The 14,082-nt window shown below is 66.7% G+C and carries 16 protein-coding genes; 4 read left to right on the top strand and 12 right to left on the bottom strand.

Annotated features, from left to right (window positions below; genetic code table 11):
* Nucleotides 1-138: 138 nt before the first annotated feature.
* From H2052_RS04215 to H2052_RS04230, 4 genes are all read right to left on the bottom strand, one after another.
* The gene (locus H2052_RS04215) at nt 139-678 is read right to left on the bottom strand and encodes a CarD family transcriptional regulator (protein WP_293778473.1); all 540 of its coding nucleotides are present in this window, start codon (nt 676-678) and stop codon (nt 139-141) included.
* A 272-nt stretch (nt 679-950) separates the two neighbouring features.
* Complete coding sequence (fdxA, locus tag H2052_RS04220; RefSeq protein ID WP_293778476.1) at nt 951-1,280, bottom strand: ferredoxin FdxA; 330 nt, start codon at nt 1,278-1,280, stop codon at nt 951-953.
* Nucleotides 1,281-1,323: 43 nt separating this feature from the next.
* Nucleotides 1,324-1,629, bottom strand: coding sequence for a S4 domain-containing protein (locus tag H2052_RS04225; RefSeq protein WP_293778479.1), 306 nt, complete (start codon nt 1,627-1,629; stop codon nt 1,324-1,326).
* A 5-nt stretch (nt 1,630-1,634) separates the two neighbouring features.
* Nucleotides 1,635-4,154 (bottom strand): helicase-related protein, encoded by a 2,520-nt coding sequence (locus H2052_RS04230; RefSeq protein ID WP_293778482.1) that lies wholly within the window; start codon nt 4,152-4,154, stop codon nt 1,635-1,637.
* A 358-nt stretch (nt 4,155-4,512) separates the two neighbouring features.
* Between H2052_RS04230 and H2052_RS04235 the strand changes: the two genes are divergently transcribed.
* Nucleotides 4,513-5,994, top strand: coding sequence for a peptidoglycan DD-metalloendopeptidase family protein (locus H2052_RS04235; RefSeq protein WP_293778485.1), 1,482 nt, complete (start codon nt 4,513-4,515; stop codon nt 5,992-5,994).
* 14 nt (nt 5,995-6,008) lie between these two features.
* Here the strand turns inward: H2052_RS04235 and H2052_RS04240 are convergent, their stop codons facing one another.
* The 4 genes from H2052_RS04240 to thrC are packed head-to-tail and all read right to left on the bottom strand — an operon-like array spanning nt 6,009 to nt 9,997.
* Nucleotides 6,009-6,482 carry a GNAT family N-acetyltransferase gene (locus H2052_RS04240; protein ID WP_293778488.1) on the bottom strand — a complete coding sequence of 158 codons (474 nt, stop codon included), beginning with the start codon at nt 6,480-6,482 and terminating at the stop codon, nt 6,009-6,011.
* A gap of 34 nt (nt 6,483-6,516) precedes the next feature.
* Nucleotides 6,517-7,377 carry a class I SAM-dependent methyltransferase gene (locus tag H2052_RS04245; protein WP_293778491.1) on the bottom strand — a complete coding sequence of 287 codons (861 nt, stop codon included), beginning with the start codon at nt 7,375-7,377 and terminating at the stop codon, nt 6,517-6,519.
* On the bottom strand, nt 7,377-8,603 hold the full coding sequence (locus H2052_RS04250; protein ID WP_293778494.1) for a pitrilysin family protein: 1,227 nt from the start codon (nt 8,601-8,603) through the stop codon (nt 7,377-7,379). The genes H2052_RS04245 and H2052_RS04250 overlap by 1 nt, the downstream gene beginning before the upstream one ends.
* Nucleotides 8,600-9,997 (bottom strand): threonine synthase, encoded by a 1,398-nt coding sequence (gene thrC / locus H2052_RS04255; RefSeq protein WP_293778497.1) that lies wholly within the window; start codon nt 9,995-9,997, stop codon nt 8,600-8,602. The genes H2052_RS04250 and thrC overlap by 4 nt, the downstream gene beginning before the upstream one ends.
* A gap of 146 nt (nt 9,998-10,143) precedes the next feature.
* Here thrC and H2052_RS04260 point away from each other — a divergent pair, with 146 nt between their 5' ends.
* The 3 genes from H2052_RS04260 to H2052_RS04270 are packed head-to-tail and all read left to right on the top strand — an operon-like array spanning nt 10,144 to nt 11,599.
* Nucleotides 10,144-10,551 (top strand): hypothetical protein, encoded by a 408-nt coding sequence (locus H2052_RS04260; protein WP_293778500.1) that lies wholly within the window; start codon nt 10,144-10,146, stop codon nt 10,549-10,551.
* A 47-nt stretch (nt 10,552-10,598) separates the two neighbouring features.
* Entirely contained in the window at nt 10,599-11,120 is a 522-nt protein-coding gene (locus tag H2052_RS04265) for a hypothetical protein (RefSeq protein WP_293778502.1), read from the top strand.
* Nucleotides 11,120-11,599 carry a YetF domain-containing protein gene (locus H2052_RS04270; protein ID WP_293778505.1) on the top strand — a complete coding sequence of 160 codons (480 nt, stop codon included), beginning with the start codon at nt 11,120-11,122 and terminating at the stop codon, nt 11,597-11,599. Before H2052_RS04265 ends, H2052_RS04270 begins: the two co-directional genes overlap by 1 nt.
* Here H2052_RS04270 and H2052_RS04275 read toward each other — a convergent pair.
* Genes H2052_RS04275 through H2052_RS04290 form a run of 4 tightly spaced genes read right to left on the bottom strand, consistent with a single transcriptional unit; the run spans nt 11,596 to nt 14,082 of the window.
* The gene (locus H2052_RS04275; protein ID WP_293778508.1) at nt 11,596-12,273 is read right to left on the bottom strand and encodes a fumarylacetoacetate hydrolase family protein; all 678 of its coding nucleotides are present in this window, start codon (nt 12,271-12,273) and stop codon (nt 11,596-11,598) included. The genes H2052_RS04270 and H2052_RS04275 overlap by 4 nt on opposite strands.
* Nucleotides 12,270-12,863, bottom strand: a complete 594-nt coding sequence (locus tag H2052_RS04280) for an SURF1 family protein (RefSeq protein ID WP_293778510.1) — start codon at nt 12,861-12,863, stop codon at nt 12,270-12,272. Before H2052_RS04280 ends, H2052_RS04275 begins: the two co-directional genes overlap by 4 nt.
* Nucleotides 12,863-13,255 (bottom strand): DUF983 domain-containing protein, encoded by a 393-nt coding sequence (locus H2052_RS04285; protein ID WP_293778512.1) that lies wholly within the window; start codon nt 13,253-13,255, stop codon nt 12,863-12,865. The genes H2052_RS04280 and H2052_RS04285 overlap by 1 nt, the downstream gene beginning before the upstream one ends.
* The gene (locus tag H2052_RS04290) at nt 13,255-14,082 is read right to left on the bottom strand and encodes a cytochrome c oxidase subunit 3 (protein WP_293778515.1); all 828 of its coding nucleotides are present in this window, start codon (nt 14,080-14,082) and stop codon (nt 13,255-13,257) included. Before H2052_RS04290 ends, H2052_RS04285 begins: the two co-directional genes overlap by 1 nt.

Genomic DNA, 14,082 nt, shown 5'->3' on the forward strand with positions numbered 1-14,082 from the left:
TCTGCGCTCTGCCGACTGGCAAGGCGTGGGCCTCTAGCAGGGAAAATCGCCGACCGCAACAGCGGATCCGTGAGGGCTCAACGAAAAAGGGCGACCCTTTCGGATCGCCCTCTTTTCAACTGAAACCAGATGCCGCCATCAGGCCGCGACAGCGTCCTGCTGCGCCTTCGCGCTGGCGAGCTTCTTCATGAGCACTTCCTCGATCTTGGTCTGCGCTGCAGCCTCGTCGACGCCTTCCATGGCCGCGAGTTCGCGGGCCAGGCGGCCGATCGCCGCTTCGTAGATCTGGCGCTCGGAGTAGCTCTGCTCGGGCTGATCCTCGGCGCGGTGCAGGTCGCGAACCACCTCGGCGATCGACACGAGGTCGCCCGAGTTGATCTTCGCTTCATACTCCTGCGCGCGGCGCGACCACATGGTGCGCTTCACCTTGGGCTTGCCCTTCAGCGTCGTCATCGCGTCGGCGAGCGTCGCCTGGCTCGAAAGCTTGCGCATACCCACGGCTTCGGCCTTGTTCATGGGAACGCGGAGCGTCATGCGCTCCTTTTCGAAGCGCAGCACATAGAGCTCCAGCTTCGCGCCCGCGATTTCGGTCGCCTGGAGTTCAACAATCCGGCCGACGCCATGCTTCGGATAAACGACATGGTCGCCAACGCTGAAGCCAGGTGCCTTTGCTGCCATAGATTTGGTTCCTTCGTCAGATGTTCAAAGAGCGCGAACGTGCCCCCCCGAACCGGGCCGGGTGCACGAAAAATTCAGATTGTCCCTGCCGCGACCCTGCGTTCGGGCGGGCGGCCGGCAGGTACGACCGCGCGCGGTTGATTATACAAAGCAAGAGCGCCGTTCAGGGAGCTAAAAAGCTCGCAAAACTGCGCTCATTGAGGATTATATAACAGAAAAATGACGTCGGCGCTACGCCGAATCTGCGTCAATCAGGCGCAGGCGGCGCGAAATCAGCCCGGATTGGGCGAAAAATACTTCTCGAACTTGCCCACTTCGCCCTTGTGGGCCTCCGCGTCGTCAGGCGCATCCTTCTTGGTCGTGATATTGGGCCACTGCGCCGAATACGTGGAATTCAGCTCAAGCCACTGATCAAGCCCGTCTTCGGTATCGGGCAGAATCGCTTCGGCGGGGCATTCCGGCTCGCACACGCCGCAATCGATGCACTCATTGGGGTTGATGACGAGCATGTTCTCGCCCTCGTAGAAGCAATCCACCGGGCAGACTTCCACGCAGTCCATATACTTGCACTTGATGCAGGCTTCGGTCACCACATAGGTCATCGCGTGTCACCTTCAAAAACGGACGGCGTGTTTCCCGCGTCTGCTACACAGCGACGGTGGCCGGCGTCAATCCACCACAGCCCGGCGTGAGATCGGTATAGAGCTGGCGCGCCTCCACATAGGGCCCACGCCGCTCGGCGAGCGCTTCCACCCGCACGATATGCACCTCTCCGCCGCGCGTGTAGCTGAGTACGGCACCGGGCCGCACGCGCACCGAGGCGCGTTCGATGACGCGGCCATCCATGCGGAGGCGGCGGCTTTCGCACAGGTCCTGCGCTTCACTGCGGGACTGGGTGCAGCGCGCGTACCAGAGCCATTTGTCGAGACGAAGCGCGGGTCCGAATACCAAGGGCATCATCCTTTCTTCATGAAGGCGAGAACGGCAAAGGGTGAATGGTTTTGCGGTGCGACGCGTGGCGCGGGGCGCTTCGCTGGCAGGCCCCGCCAGGCAAAGGTGGTGCGGCCTTCCTGCTGCACGCTGCGATAGCCGAGCGCGCGCATTAGCTGGCTGAAGCTCTTCTGCGAAAGGCCGAGGCTTTGCATCCACAGCGCATCGGGCACGAACGGCGCGGCGCCGCGGCGCTGCTTGTGCATCGCCTTCACCAGCCGCTCGACCATATCGACGCGGACGGCATCGGTGACAATCGGCCAGAAGCCGGCAACCTCGTAGAAGGCGCGCGGGGTGTTTTCGTCGATGGGCACCGAGACGCGGCCGGGCGCGGGGGGCGGCGGGGCGGACTCGAGGCCGCTGCTCACAGCCCAGAGCGCGAGGCGCCAGCGCGTCGGTTCGGGGCGGAGGAGATCGGGGAAATAGACGTGGGTGGCGCCGATCCGAACGCCGCTTCGGTAAAGGAGCGCGTTGTCGGCCTCGCCGAGGTCGGAGAGGAGCGGGAGCGTGGGGGCGCGGGCGAGACAACCGAGACCCTGCGTCAACTGGACGACGAGGCCGCGCAGCGCGGGGGAGGCGTTTTGGTCGACGCGCGCCTTGAGCTTCAGGAGCGGGCCGAGGTGGCGCCCAACGAGGCGTGTGAACCACGCTTCGAGCCGAACGCGAACGGCGGCGCGCGAGGCGGGATCGACATCCGCGAGGCTGCGATCGAGCCGCACGCGCGGGCTGAGCGGATCGGGGCCGCGCGAGAGATAGCCGACGCGCGCATCGTTCCAGAGGATGCGCGGCGGCAGCGACCCGTTGAATTCGAGCGCGAGCGCATTGTCCTCGCAGGCCGCGAGCAGCGCCGCCCGACGCACCAGTTCGCCCGCGAGACGGCGCTCCGCAGCCGCGAGCAGTCTGCGCTTCTCGCCCGCGCGCGCAGCAGGATCGGTTTCGAAACGGAAGCCGGTCAAACGCCCGATCGCCTCGCCGCCCACGACGACCGCGCCGTCTTCGTCGATCTCTGTGGGTAGCAGATGGCCGCGCGCGGAAAGCTCGCGCATGAGCACCGAGGTGCGGCGATCGACGAAGCGCTGCGTCAGCCGCTGGTGGAGCGCATCCGAAAGCCGATCCTCGATCTCTCGCGAACGCTGCGTCCAGGCCTGCGGATCGACGAGCCAGTCCGGCCGGTGGGCCGCGAACGTCCACGTGCGCGCCGCCGCGATGCGGTTCGCCAACATCTCGATGTCGCCCTGCACGTCATCGAGCCGCGCGAGTTCAGCCGCCACCCAGTCCGTGGGAATCCGCCCCGAACCCTCGGTAAGATGGCCGTAGATGCGCGCGATGAAGCGGGCATGTGTGTCCGGCCCCGTCTTGCGGTAATCCGGGAGACCGCACACGGCCCAAAGCCGCTGCAGCCGCGCGGGGCTGTTTGCACGCTCGATGATCCAGTCTTCGCGAGCAAGGCGCTTCAGCACCTGGAAATCGACCTCGTCGTCGGAACGTGTGAGCCGCGCGTGCTCCGGCCGCACACCGAGCGAAGCGATGAGCCGCCCGAGCGAGCCGAAATCGAGCCGCGCGTTTCGCCACACGAGCCGGTCGAGCGCCGGGAACGTGTGCGCCTCGATCGCTTCCACCTCGCTCGCCTCGAAGGCGGGCCCGTCGTCGTCGGCCACCGCAAGCGGGCCGAAGCTGCCGTCGGTCTGGTAGCGCCCGGCACGGCCCGCGATCTGGGCCATTTCGGCGGGCCGCAACCGCCGCACGCGCTTGCCGTCGAACTTGGTGAGTGCGGCGAAGGCGACGTGGGCGATATCCATGTTGAGGCCCATGCCGATGGCGTCGGTCGCCACCAGATAATCGACCTCTCCGGACTGGTAGAGCTCCACCTGCGCGTTGCGCGTGCGCGGGGAAAGCCCGCCCATCACCACCGCCGCGCCGCCTTTCTGGCGGCGGATCATCTCGGCGAGCCCGTAGACATCCTCCGCGCTGAACGCGACGACCGCGCTGCGCTTGGGCAGGCGCGAGAGCTTTTTCGGCCCGACATGGCTCAGTGTCGAGAACCGCGGCCGACCGACGATTTCCGCGTCGGGCAGCAGCGCGCGCACGATCGGCCGGATCGTGTCCGACCCCAGGATCATCGTTTCGTCGCGGCCGCGCACGTGGAGCAGGCGATCCGTGAACACGTGTCCGCGCTCGGTGTCCGCGCCGAGCTGCGCCTCGTCGAGCGCGACGAAGGCGACATCCTTGCCCACCGGCATCGATTCCGCGGTGCACAGGAAATAGCGCGCGCCATCGGGAACGATCTTTTCCTCGCCGGTGACGAGCGCGACCTGCGCGGCGCCCTTGATCTGCACCACCCGGTCGTAGACCTCGCGCGCGAGCAGGCGCAGCGGAAAGCCGATCATGCCGCTGGAATGGGCGCACATACGGGTGACGGCGAGGTGGGTCTTGCCCGTGTTGGTGGGCCCGAGAACGGCAGTGACGGAGCGGTCAGTGCCGCTCATGGGCACGCTTCCTGACCGGGCTCTTCAGGCGAAGGTTTCGGTGCGGTGCACTCACGAAACAACACATCTCCCTAAAACACAACATATGGTGTCACCGATCCCTACGACACGCAAGCGACGAAACGATGAAACGAATCGTTTCGGATGCGCCCAACGGCTCGCCGCTCAAAACCTGTCGCTTCATCGCAGCCACGGCGCTTAACCCCCCGTGTTAAATTGACATTAAGCACTCTGAACGACACTTTGCGGCTCGCGGGGAACGGTCGATTTTCGGCCAATTCCAAATTGATGGGTCGCACGCAGATAGAATGTTCGCTCCGGCGGCAATGTCTGTGTTGAAAATTGGGGCGGGGGCTTCGTGTTTCAACCCACCACAGGCGCTTTTGAAGGCGCGACATTCTCGATCCCGGCGCCTTCGGCGCGGGCTCCCTTTGCGTCTGCAAAGCCTGCTGCGCGTCTGGCCGCTATGCGCGGGGTGGACATCGTCGTCGATCTCGGCGCCGAAATCGGCACCAAGCGCTGGTGGCGCGGCATGGGCACGCTTGGCGCGATGCTTGGCGTTGCGGCCACCATCGCGCTGAACCCGGCGCCGCTCGTGCAGCCCGTTCAGCCCGAACTCGCGCCCACGCAGCTTGCCGCGCTCGAAACCGTTTCGATCGCCCCTCTGGCGCAGACGCCGCAGGGCATCGCCTTTCACCAGCCCACGTCCCGCGTCACCGCGCTCGCCGAGCCGCCGGAGCGGCCGCGTATCGAAGTGACCGCGCGCCTGCGCGACGTCGACAGCTTCAACGGCGCGCTGCGCCGCGCCGGCGTTTCCGCCGCGGATGTCGCCAACGTCTCGCTGCTCGTTTCCGGCCATACAGACGTGAAATCGCTGAAGCCCGGCGCCACGATCGACCTCGTGCTCGGCCGCCGCAGCGACAAGTCGCAGCCGCGCCCGCTCGAATCGCTCGCCTTCCGCGCCGCGTTCGACTTGCGTCTCGAAGTGAACCGCAGCCAGGCCGGCGACCTGATCGTGACGCGCGACGAGATCGCGGTCGACGACAGCCCGCTCGTCGTCGCGGGCGACGTCGGCGGCAGCCTCTACCAGTCCGCGCGCGCCTTCGGCCTGCCGAGCCGCGTCGTCGCGAGCTACATCAAGGCGCTGAGCCCCAAGGTGAATTTCCAGCGCGACGTCAGCTCGCGTGACAGCTTCCAGATGGTCGTGGAGCACCGCCGCGCCGAAACCGGCGAGACCGAGACGGGCAACCTCATCTACGCAAAGCTCGGCGGAAAACGCGATGTCGAGTTGCTGCGCTGGGTCCACAACGGCCGCACCAAATTTTTCCTCGCCGACGGCTCCTCGGCCGTTGAGGGCATGATCAAGTCGCCGGTGGCTGGCGCGCGTTTCAGCTCCGGCTTCGGCACGCGTTTCCACCCGATCCTGAAGCGCGCGCGGATGCACGCGGGCGTCGATTTCGCAGCACGCAGCGGCACGCCGGTGATGTCCACAGCGCCGGGCACCGTCATCTTCGCGGGTCGCAACGGCGGCTACGGCAACCAGGTGCAGGTGCGCCACGCCAGCGGCATCGTCACCACCTACAGCCACCTTTCGCGCATCTCATCGCGCAGCGGCCAGCGCGTCGGCGCAGGCGACGTGATTGGCAACGTCGGCTCCACCGGGCTTTCGACCGGCCCGCACCTCCACTACGAGGTCCACGTCGCCGGCCGCCCGGTGAACCCGCGTTCCGCGAAGCTGCCGATCCAGGAACAACTGGAAGGCCAGGAGCTCGCCCGCTTCAAGGCCGAGCTGCAGCGTATGCGGCAGATGAAGCCGATCGCGGTGAGCCACGACGCGTAGGACACCCAGGCGTCTTAAAGTTCGTACCGCATGAAGACTGTGCCGGCGACGGGCGTTTCGTAGTAAGCCTCTGCCTCTTCAAACCCATAGCGGCGATAAAGCTGCTGCGCGGTGTGCATCGTCGGCAGCGTATCCAGCCATAGCTCCCGATAGCCCCGTGAGCGGGCCGTTGCGATAAGCCGATCGAGGAGCGCCCGACCGACACCCGCACCCCGCGCTTCTGGGCGAACGAAGAGCCGTTTCATTTCGCCCCCTCCATCCCACGGCATGGGGCGCAGCGCCGCGCAGGCCATAGGGTACCCATTGGCGGTTGCCAGCAGCAATTCACCGCCCGGTGGTGCGTATTTGCCAGGGAGCCGGGCGAGTTCGGTTTCGAAATCCTGATAGGCGAGGTCGACGTCGAGCGATGCCTCGTACGCGCGAAAGAGCAGCCGGATGGCATCGAGCGCGGTGGGCGTGCGGACTGGTTCGATATTGAACGCGCGCATCACGACCTCGTCACGAAACCGCGCGCGACTTCGTTCACCGCGACCAGCGGGCGAAGATCGCTGTCGGCAGGAGTAGCCCCCGCGCTTCCTCGCGGATCGTCATTTCGCCCGCCTGCACGCTGCCGCCGAGCGGGCGTGTCACCTCTTCGGTGAGGTTGGCGATGGCGATGGCGGACAGGCGCACGGCGTAGGCGGTGAGGACGAGGAACTTCGAGCGGTCGTCCAGCAGTGCGGCACAGGCGCTCATCAGCGCGGCGAGCTTCTCGTCGAGTTCCCACACCTCGCCCTTGGGGCCGCGTCCGTATTTGGGCGGATCGAGGATGATGCCCGCATAGCGGCGACCGCGGCGCACCTCGCGCTCCACGAACTTCAGCGCGTCATCGATGATCCAGCGGATCGGCGCGTCGCCGAGGCCGGAGAGCTTCTGGTTTTCGACCGCCGCGCCGACCGCCTTTTTCGACGCATCGACATGCGTGACGCGTGCGCCCTTCGCGGCCATCACGAGGCTGGCGACGCCAGTGTAGCCGAAGAGGTTCAGCACCTCGTCGCCGGGCGCGATGCGGTCCGCGATCCAGTCCCACTGCGGCGCCATGTCCGGGAAGAAGGCGAGGTGGCGAAAGGGTGTGTTGGAGGCCCAGAACTTCACGCCGCCGCGCGAAAGCGGCCAGCTTGGCGGCACTTTCGGCGCGAGCGTCCAGCGCCCGCCGCCTTCCGCGTCCGATCCGCCCACGAACTCGCCGTCGGCACGCCAGTCCGGGGTGGCTGGCGTCCACATCGCCTGCGGTTCCGGGCGGATGAAGCGCCACGGGCCATAGCGCTCGAGCTTGCGGCCGTGGCCGCTGTCAACGAGGCCGAAATCGGCCCAGGGTTCGGTGACGAGCGTTTCGAGCGCCATCAGGCCGCGAGCGCCTTCTCGGCCGCCCCCACGGAGGCGCGCGCCGATGGCCCGGCGAGCATCGCGGCGCCGGCAGCGCGGGCGTCTTCAAGCGTCACCGCATCAATTTCCGCCACAACGTCGGAGGGCTCGACGAGGCGGCCGTAGAGCGCGAGCTGACGGGCGACATAGCTCGCCTGCCCCTCCGTGCTTTCGAGGTTCATCAGCAGCCCCGCCTTCACCAGCGCGCGGGCGCGCGCCAGCTCGGCGGGCTCGAGATCCGTCACGGCACGGGCCAGTTCCTCACGCACGAGTGCCATCGCCGCCGCCGCCTCGCGCCGCTCGGTGGCGAGATACACATAGAACAGGCCCGCATCGTCGAATGCCTGCACGGCGGCATAGATGCTGTACGCAAGCCCCCGCTCCTCGCGCACCGACTGAAACAGGCGCGAAGACATGCCGCCGCCCACGGCCTCCGCGAACAGACGCGCCGCGAAATAATCAGGCGCGAGCGCGCGCGGCGCTGCAAAACCAAGCGCGAGATGCGCCTGCTCGAAGCGGCGCGGGTCCGCCGAAAGGCCGCCGACGAAGGTCGCTGGCTCGGGAAGCGTGGGCTCCGCATGGACGAGATCGCCGAAGCGCACGGCGGCAAGATCGACGAGCATGTCGTGATCGACCTTGCCCGCCGCGACGAGGATCAGCCCGTCCGGCCGGTAACGCTCTTGCCAGCGTACGAGGTCCGCGCGCGCGAGACCGCCGACGCTCGACTCGTCGCCGAGGATCGAGCGGCCGAGCGGCTGGCCCGGGAAGGCGACCGACTGGAGATTGTCGAAAATAATGTCGCCCGGCGTGTCGCGCGCCTCGCCGAGTTCCTGGAGCACGACGCGTTTTTCGCGTTCGAGTTCCTCGTCGTCGAAATGCGGCAGGCGCACGAGATCGGCAATGATGCCGGTGCCGAGCGCGAGGTCATCCGCCAGCAGGCGGGCGGAGAACACGGTCGTCTCGCGGCTCGTCGCGGCGTTGAGCTCGCCACCCACATCCTCGATCGCCTCGGCGATGGCGCGCGCGCTGCGTCCGCCCGCGCCCTTGAACACCATGTGCTCGAAGAGGTGCGCGAGGCCGTTTTCCCGCGCGTGCTCGTGGCGCGAACCGATGTCCGCGAACAGGCCCACCGACACCGTCTCGACGCTCGGCATCTCGCGCGTCGCCACGCGAAGCCCGTTCGCGAGCGTCGAGAGACGCATCATCTAGGCGTGGCCCTCGCCGTGACGAAATCGCGGACAGCGGCATAATCGCCGGGGAGCGACGTGAAGCTCTCCTCGCGGTCGAAGAGGCCGGAAAGGCGCGCGGGCAGCACGGGGCGCACGCCGGTCGCGCGCTCCACGGCATCGCGGAACTTCGCGGGGTGCGCGGTCGCGAGCGTCACGACGGGAATTGCGGGATCGAGATCGGCCGCGCGCGCGGCGGCGAGGCCGATCGCGGTGTGTGGATCGAGGATGTTCCCGGCCTTCTCGGAGGCCCAGCGCAGCGTGAGCGCCATCTCGTCCTCATCGACGCGGCAGCTGGTGAAGCGCTCGGCAGCGCGGGCGCGCATGGCGGCGGGAATCTCCATCACCTTCGACGCGTCGAAGGCCCGCATCATCGCGGTGAGCGTCGCGCCGTCGCGGTCCGCGAGGTCGAAGAGCAAGCGTTCGAAATTGCTCGACACCTGAATGTCCATCGAGGGTGCCGCGGTTGGCGTCACGGTGCCAGCCGAATAGTCTCCGGCGGAGAGCGCGCGGTGCAGGATATCGTTGATGTTGGTTGCCACGATTAGCCGCGCGACGGGAAGCCCCATGCGCGCCGCGACATAGCCCGCGAACACGTCGCCGAAATTGCCCGTCGGCACCGAGAAGGCGACCGCGCGGTGCGGCGCGCCGAGGCGGACGGCGGCGTAGAAATAATAGACGACCTGCGCCATCAGGCGCGCCCAGTTGATCGAATTGACGGCGCTGATCTCGAAGCGACTCGTCACGTCCCTATCGCCGAACATGCGCTTCACCATCGCCTGCGCGTCGTCGAACGTGCCGGAAATCGCGATGTTGTGGATGTTGGGCGCCATCACCGTCGTCATCTGGCGGCGCTGCACGTCGCTGACGCGGCCTTCCGGGTGCAGCATGAAGACGTCGACATGCTCGCGTCCCGCAAGCGCCTGGATCGCGGCAGAGCCGGTATCGCCCGAGGTGGCGCCGACGATCGTGAGGTGGCGCCCGGCACCTTTCAGGAAATGCTCGAACAGCAGGCCGAGGAACTGCAGCGCAACGTCCTTGAACGCGAGCGTCGGGCCGTGGAACAGCTCGAGCAGGAAATGGCGTTCATCAAGCTGGACGAGCGGCGTGACCGCGGCGTGGTTGAAGCTCGCGTAGGCTTCGTCGATCAGACGCTTGAGATCCGCGTCGGCGATCGAATCGCCGGTGAAGCGGCGAAAGATCGCGAAGGCCGTGTCAGCGTAGCTGAGGCCGGAGAGCGCGGCGATCTCGTCTTTCGACAGAACCGGCCATTCCTCCGGCACGTAAAGGCCGCCGTCCGACGCGAGACCGGCGAGCGTGACGCCCCGAAAATCGAGTGCGGGTGCTCCCCCGCGCGTGCTGATGTACCGCATAGCCGCGCGGACTTATCGGGAAGCGACGAGCATCGCAACAAATAGCGTATAATCCGGCGCTATTCCCGATCGTCATGGGGCGGGAAACAGAAAATATGAGCGCGCACCGATACGTGGCTTCCAAATAGACGTTGAGGAGAGTGGATGTGACGCGCGGCAAGCCCGGAATGTGTATCGTGAACCCGGCGCTGGTGGCGGATATCGCGCCGCTTACCGGATCCCAGAGCGAAATCATGCGCCGCGCGGGCATCAGCTGGAACAGCTGGATCAAGGTCTGCGCCGGCCTGCCCATCCGGGTTTCCGTCGGCCGCCGCCTCAAGGCGCGTATTCTACCGCGCGCGCACGAGAGCGAGGGCCTGCGCCGCCGATTTCCCGCAGAAACGATGGAGGGCATAGATCGCGCGGCGCTCGACGCAGCGTTCCTGCGCCCCATTGTCCCCGCCGTATCGGCAGACTCGATCGCGCTCCCGCCGATCCGCTCGATCCGACGCGCACGGCAATTGCTCGTCGTGCGCTATCCGGCCGCGGCTTACGGCGGCGCCGCGCTTTCCTGACGGGAACCTTCCGCCCCCTTCCGGGATTGTGCCCCCGGGAGAGACACATGGGCGACCGTTACCCGGACGGCATCACGCAAACGCACCTCCGCACCAGCCAATGGCACCGGAGCGCCAGCCCGCTGTCGTTCATCGTTCTTGCCACGCTCATCCTGATCGCGGTTTCAGGAGCGCTCGGCGGCCTGCCGAACCCTTCGCGGAGCGCGGCCGGGCCGACGGCACGGCTGACGCTGGAAGCGCCCCAAATCGCGCGCAGCGGCATGGTTTTCGAAATGCGGATGCGCATCGACGCCGCGCACGCGATTGCCCAACCCGTAATCGCGGTTTCGCCCGCCTACTGGCACGAGCTGACGATCAACACGATGATCCCGGCCGCTGCCGACGAAAGCTATGGACGCGGCGGCTACCGCTTCGAATACGCGCCGCTCGCTGCGGGCGACACGCTGCGCGTCAAGGTGGACGGCCAGATTAATCCGGCACTCGTCGCCGGCACGACGGGGCGCGTTACGCTCTACGACGGGGAAACGCTGCTCGCCGCGCTTCCGGTCCGGCTTGAGGTGCGGCCCTGATGGATATCGTGCTGCGCGCCTCGGCGGTCTTCGTCATCCTCTACCTGCTGCTGCGGCTGCTCGGTAAGCGCGAGCTCGGTCAGCTGACGCCCTTCGAACTGCTGGTGATGATCGTGATGGGCGACCTTATTCAGCAGGGTGTCACGCACAATGATTTCAGCCTCACCGGCGCGCTGCTCGCCGTCGCCACATTCGGTTTCCTCGCGCTGCTGCTGAGCTGGATCACGTATTTGTTTCCCGCGATGGAGCGCCTGCTCGACGGCAAGCCGCGCGTCGTCGTGCGCGACGGCACGATCATCGTCGAGAACCTGCGACGGGACCGCGTGACGCGATCGGAACTGGAATCGGAAATGCGCCTCGCCGGCATCGCCTCACTGAAAGAGGTCGCGTGGGCGATCATCGAGCCGCAGGGCAAGATCAGCTTCATCAAGGCGCAGGGCGGGGCTTCGGAACAGCGTGATCGCAGCGATCCGGTTTAGGCCGTGAAGCGAATCTCGACCGGCGCCGTACCTGAGATTTCAGCGACCACCGTTTCGCCCGGCTGGATCGGCCCAACGCCGGCGGGTGTGCCGGTGAAGATGAGGTCGCCGGGGGCGAGCGCCACGTAGGTGGAGAGCGTCGAGATGACCTCCGCCACGTTCCAGATCATCTGCGAGAGATCCCCGTTTTGGCGCAGATCACCGTTCACGCGGAGCGTGATGGCGCCCGCAGCAGGCGGCGCGCCGGGCGTGAGCGCACCGACAGGGGCGGACGCGTCAAAGCCCTTCGCCATGTCCCACGGGCGGCCCTTCGCCTTCGCATCGGCCTGCAGGTCACGGCGGGTAAGATCGATGCCGACGGCGTGGCCGAAGACCATGGCCGCCGCATCCTGGGCGGACACGTCGCTGCCACCCGCGCCGAGCGCGACGACAAGCTCGACCTCATGGTGGAGATTGTTTGTCTGGCGCGGGAACGGGAGCACCGCACCACTTTCGACGACCGCATCGGCGGGTTTTGAAAAGAAGAAGGGCTGCTCGCGATCGGGGTTCGAGCCCATTTCGCGCGCGTGATCGGCATAGTTCTGGCCGACGCAGAAGATACGCCGCACGGGAAAGCGCTGCGTGCTGCCGGCAATCGCGATCGTCGGCACCTCGACCTTTGGCAGATCCATCATTTCCCTCGTCTCAGCCGCGACACGTAAACCGCAAAGATAATGCCGAGCGTGGCCGCGAAGGCGAACCACTGCACGGCATAGGCCATGTGGTTGTTGGGTATATCTTCGGGCGAAGGCGGCGCGCTCGGTACCAACGGTGCGGGCGCGGCGTCGGAGACGAGCGTGTAGCGCGGTCCTGCCCCGCCCGTGCGGACGAGCGTGCCGGTAACGGTGAACGCACCCTTGGGCGGCCACGGCGCGGCCAGTTTCGTCCAGCCATCGGGGCGATCGGACCACCCGGCATCGACGAGGACCGGCTGTGGCCCGGCGTTGCAAAGCAGCAGCATCGAAAAGCCGACCTGCCCCGCCGCGTTCTTGCCGCTGCGGCCCCGCGCAGACGAAGCGGGGCAATCCACCATCAGGCGGACGCGGCGAAATTCCAGATCATCGGAAAGACGGGCGGTCTCGAGAACCGGCAGCTTCGCCTGCGCTTCCAGCCGCACGAGCAGATCCGCCTTCCACTCCGCGCGGTGCAGCTGCCAGAAACCGAGGCCGATCATCACCGGCACCATCACGGCAACCATCAGCGTCGGCATTAGCGGCAGGCGCATCAGCGATCGGACTTGTCGCTGAGCCGGCCTTCCGCGGCCTCGTTCCGGAATTCGAGCGCGAGCAGGATCGCCTTGCCGACGCGCAGGCCCCAGACGGTGAGCACGACGAGGATCGGCGGCCAGAGCAGCGCGTGGACCCACCACGGCGGATGCGCGCCGAACTCCAGCCACATGGCGAGACCGACGACGAGGAAACCGAGCAGGAATATCAGGAACGCAGCAGGCCCATCACCCACATTGAACCCAGCGATATCGAGCCCGCACGCGGGACAGCGATCCGTGAATTCAAGGAGATTGCGGTAGAGCCTGCCCTTGCCGCAGCGCGGGCAGCAGCCTTTGAGCGCGGCCCGGACCGGGTCGACAGCGCCGACGCCGTCCGGGCCGGACGCCATCAATGGCCTGCGACGACTGCCGCGCCGAAGTCGCTGCCCCAGACGTAGATCGCCACGAAGAGGAACAGCCAGACGACGTCGACGAAGTGCCAGTACCAGGCAGCCGCTTCGAAGCCGAAATGCTGCTTCGGCGTGAAGTCGCCCTTGTAGGTGCGGATGAGGCAGACGATCAGGAAGATCGTCCCGACGATGACGTGGAAACCGTGGAAGCCGGTCGCCATGTAGAAGGTGGCGCCGTAGATGTTTCCGGCCATGCCGAAGGCGGCGTGGCTGTATTCATACGCCTGCACGCACGAGAAGATGAAGCCGAGGATGATGGTGAGCCACAGGCCCTTCTTCAGCCCTTCGCGGTCGCCGTGGATCAGCGCATGATGCGCCCACGTGACTGTGGTGCCCGAGAGCAGCAGGATGAGCGTGTTGAGCAGCGGATAGACGAACGGATCGAGCACCTCGATACCGTGCGGCGGCCAGACGCCGCCGACCGCTTCGCCCGTGTCCGGGTACAGCGCGGCGTCGAAATAGGCCCAGAACCACGCGACGAAGAACATCACTTCAGACGCGATGAACAGGATCATGCCGTAGCGGTGGTGCAGCTGCACCACCGGCGTGTGATCGCCCGTGTTCGCTTCGCGGATCACATCCGACCACCAGCTGTAGAAGGTGAAGAGAACGCCCGCGAAGCCGAGGAAGAAGACCCAGCCGCCCCACGCCTGCTCATGCATCCAGCCGACGCCGCCGGCCGCCATCGTGAGCGCCGTGAACGCGCCGATGATCGGCCACGGGCTCGGCGGCAGGATGTGGAAGTCGTGGTTCTTGGCACCGGCCAT

Origin of the sequence: Sphingosinicella sp. (genome assembly GCF_013911755.1) — a bacterium.
In the GTDB taxonomy this organism is placed as follows: domain Bacteria; phylum Pseudomonadota; class Alphaproteobacteria; order Sphingomonadales; family Sphingomonadaceae; genus Sphingosinicella.

What these genes read in the sequence shown, in the direction of transcription:
- H2052_RS04270 (WP_293778505.1), top strand. Translation starts at nt 11,120, where the DNA reads ATGGATATCGTGCTGCGCGCCTCGGCGGTCTTCGTCATCCTCTACCTG.
- H2052_RS04215 (WP_293778473.1), bottom strand. Translation starts at nt 678, where the DNA reads ATGGCAGCAAAGGCACCTGGCTTCAGCGTTGGCGACCATGTCGTTTAT.
- H2052_RS04230 (WP_293778482.1), bottom strand. Translation starts at nt 4,154, where the DNA reads ATGAGCGGCACTGACCGCTCCGTCACTGCCGTTCTCGGGCCCACCAAC.
- H2052_RS04240 (WP_293778488.1), bottom strand. Translation starts at nt 6,482, where the DNA reads ATGCGCGCGTTCAATATCGAACCAGTCCGCACGCCCACCGCGCTCGAT.
- H2052_RS04265 (WP_293778502.1), top strand. Translation starts at nt 10,599, where the DNA reads ATGGGCGACCGTTACCCGGACGGCATCACGCAAACGCACCTCCGCACC.
- H2052_RS04290 (WP_293778515.1), bottom strand. Translation starts at nt 14,082, where the DNA reads ATGGCCGGTGCCAAGAACCACGACTTCCACATCCTGCCGCCGAGCCCG.
- H2052_RS04285 (WP_293778512.1), bottom strand. Translation starts at nt 13,255, where the DNA reads ATGGCGTCCGGCCCGGACGGCGTCGGCGCTGTCGACCCGGTCCGGGCC.
- H2052_RS04250 (WP_293778494.1), bottom strand. Translation starts at nt 8,603, where the DNA reads ATGATGCGTCTCTCGACGCTCGCGAACGGGCTTCGCGTGGCGACGCGC.
- H2052_RS04275 (WP_293778508.1), bottom strand. Translation starts at nt 12,273, where the DNA reads ATGATGGATCTGCCAAAGGTCGAGGTGCCGACGATCGCGATTGCCGGC.
- fdxA (WP_293778476.1), bottom strand. Translation starts at nt 1,280, where the DNA reads ATGACCTATGTGGTGACCGAAGCCTGCATCAAGTGCAAGTATATGGAC.
- H2052_RS04245 (WP_293778491.1), bottom strand. Translation starts at nt 7,377, where the DNA reads ATGGCGCTCGAAACGCTCGTCACCGAACCCTGGGCCGATTTCGGCCTC.
- H2052_RS04280 (WP_293778510.1), bottom strand. Translation starts at nt 12,863, where the DNA reads ATGCGCCTGCCGCTAATGCCGACGCTGATGGTTGCCGTGATGGTGCCG.
- thrC (WP_293778497.1), bottom strand. Translation starts at nt 9,997, where the DNA reads ATGCGGTACATCAGCACGCGCGGGGGAGCACCCGCACTCGATTTTCGG.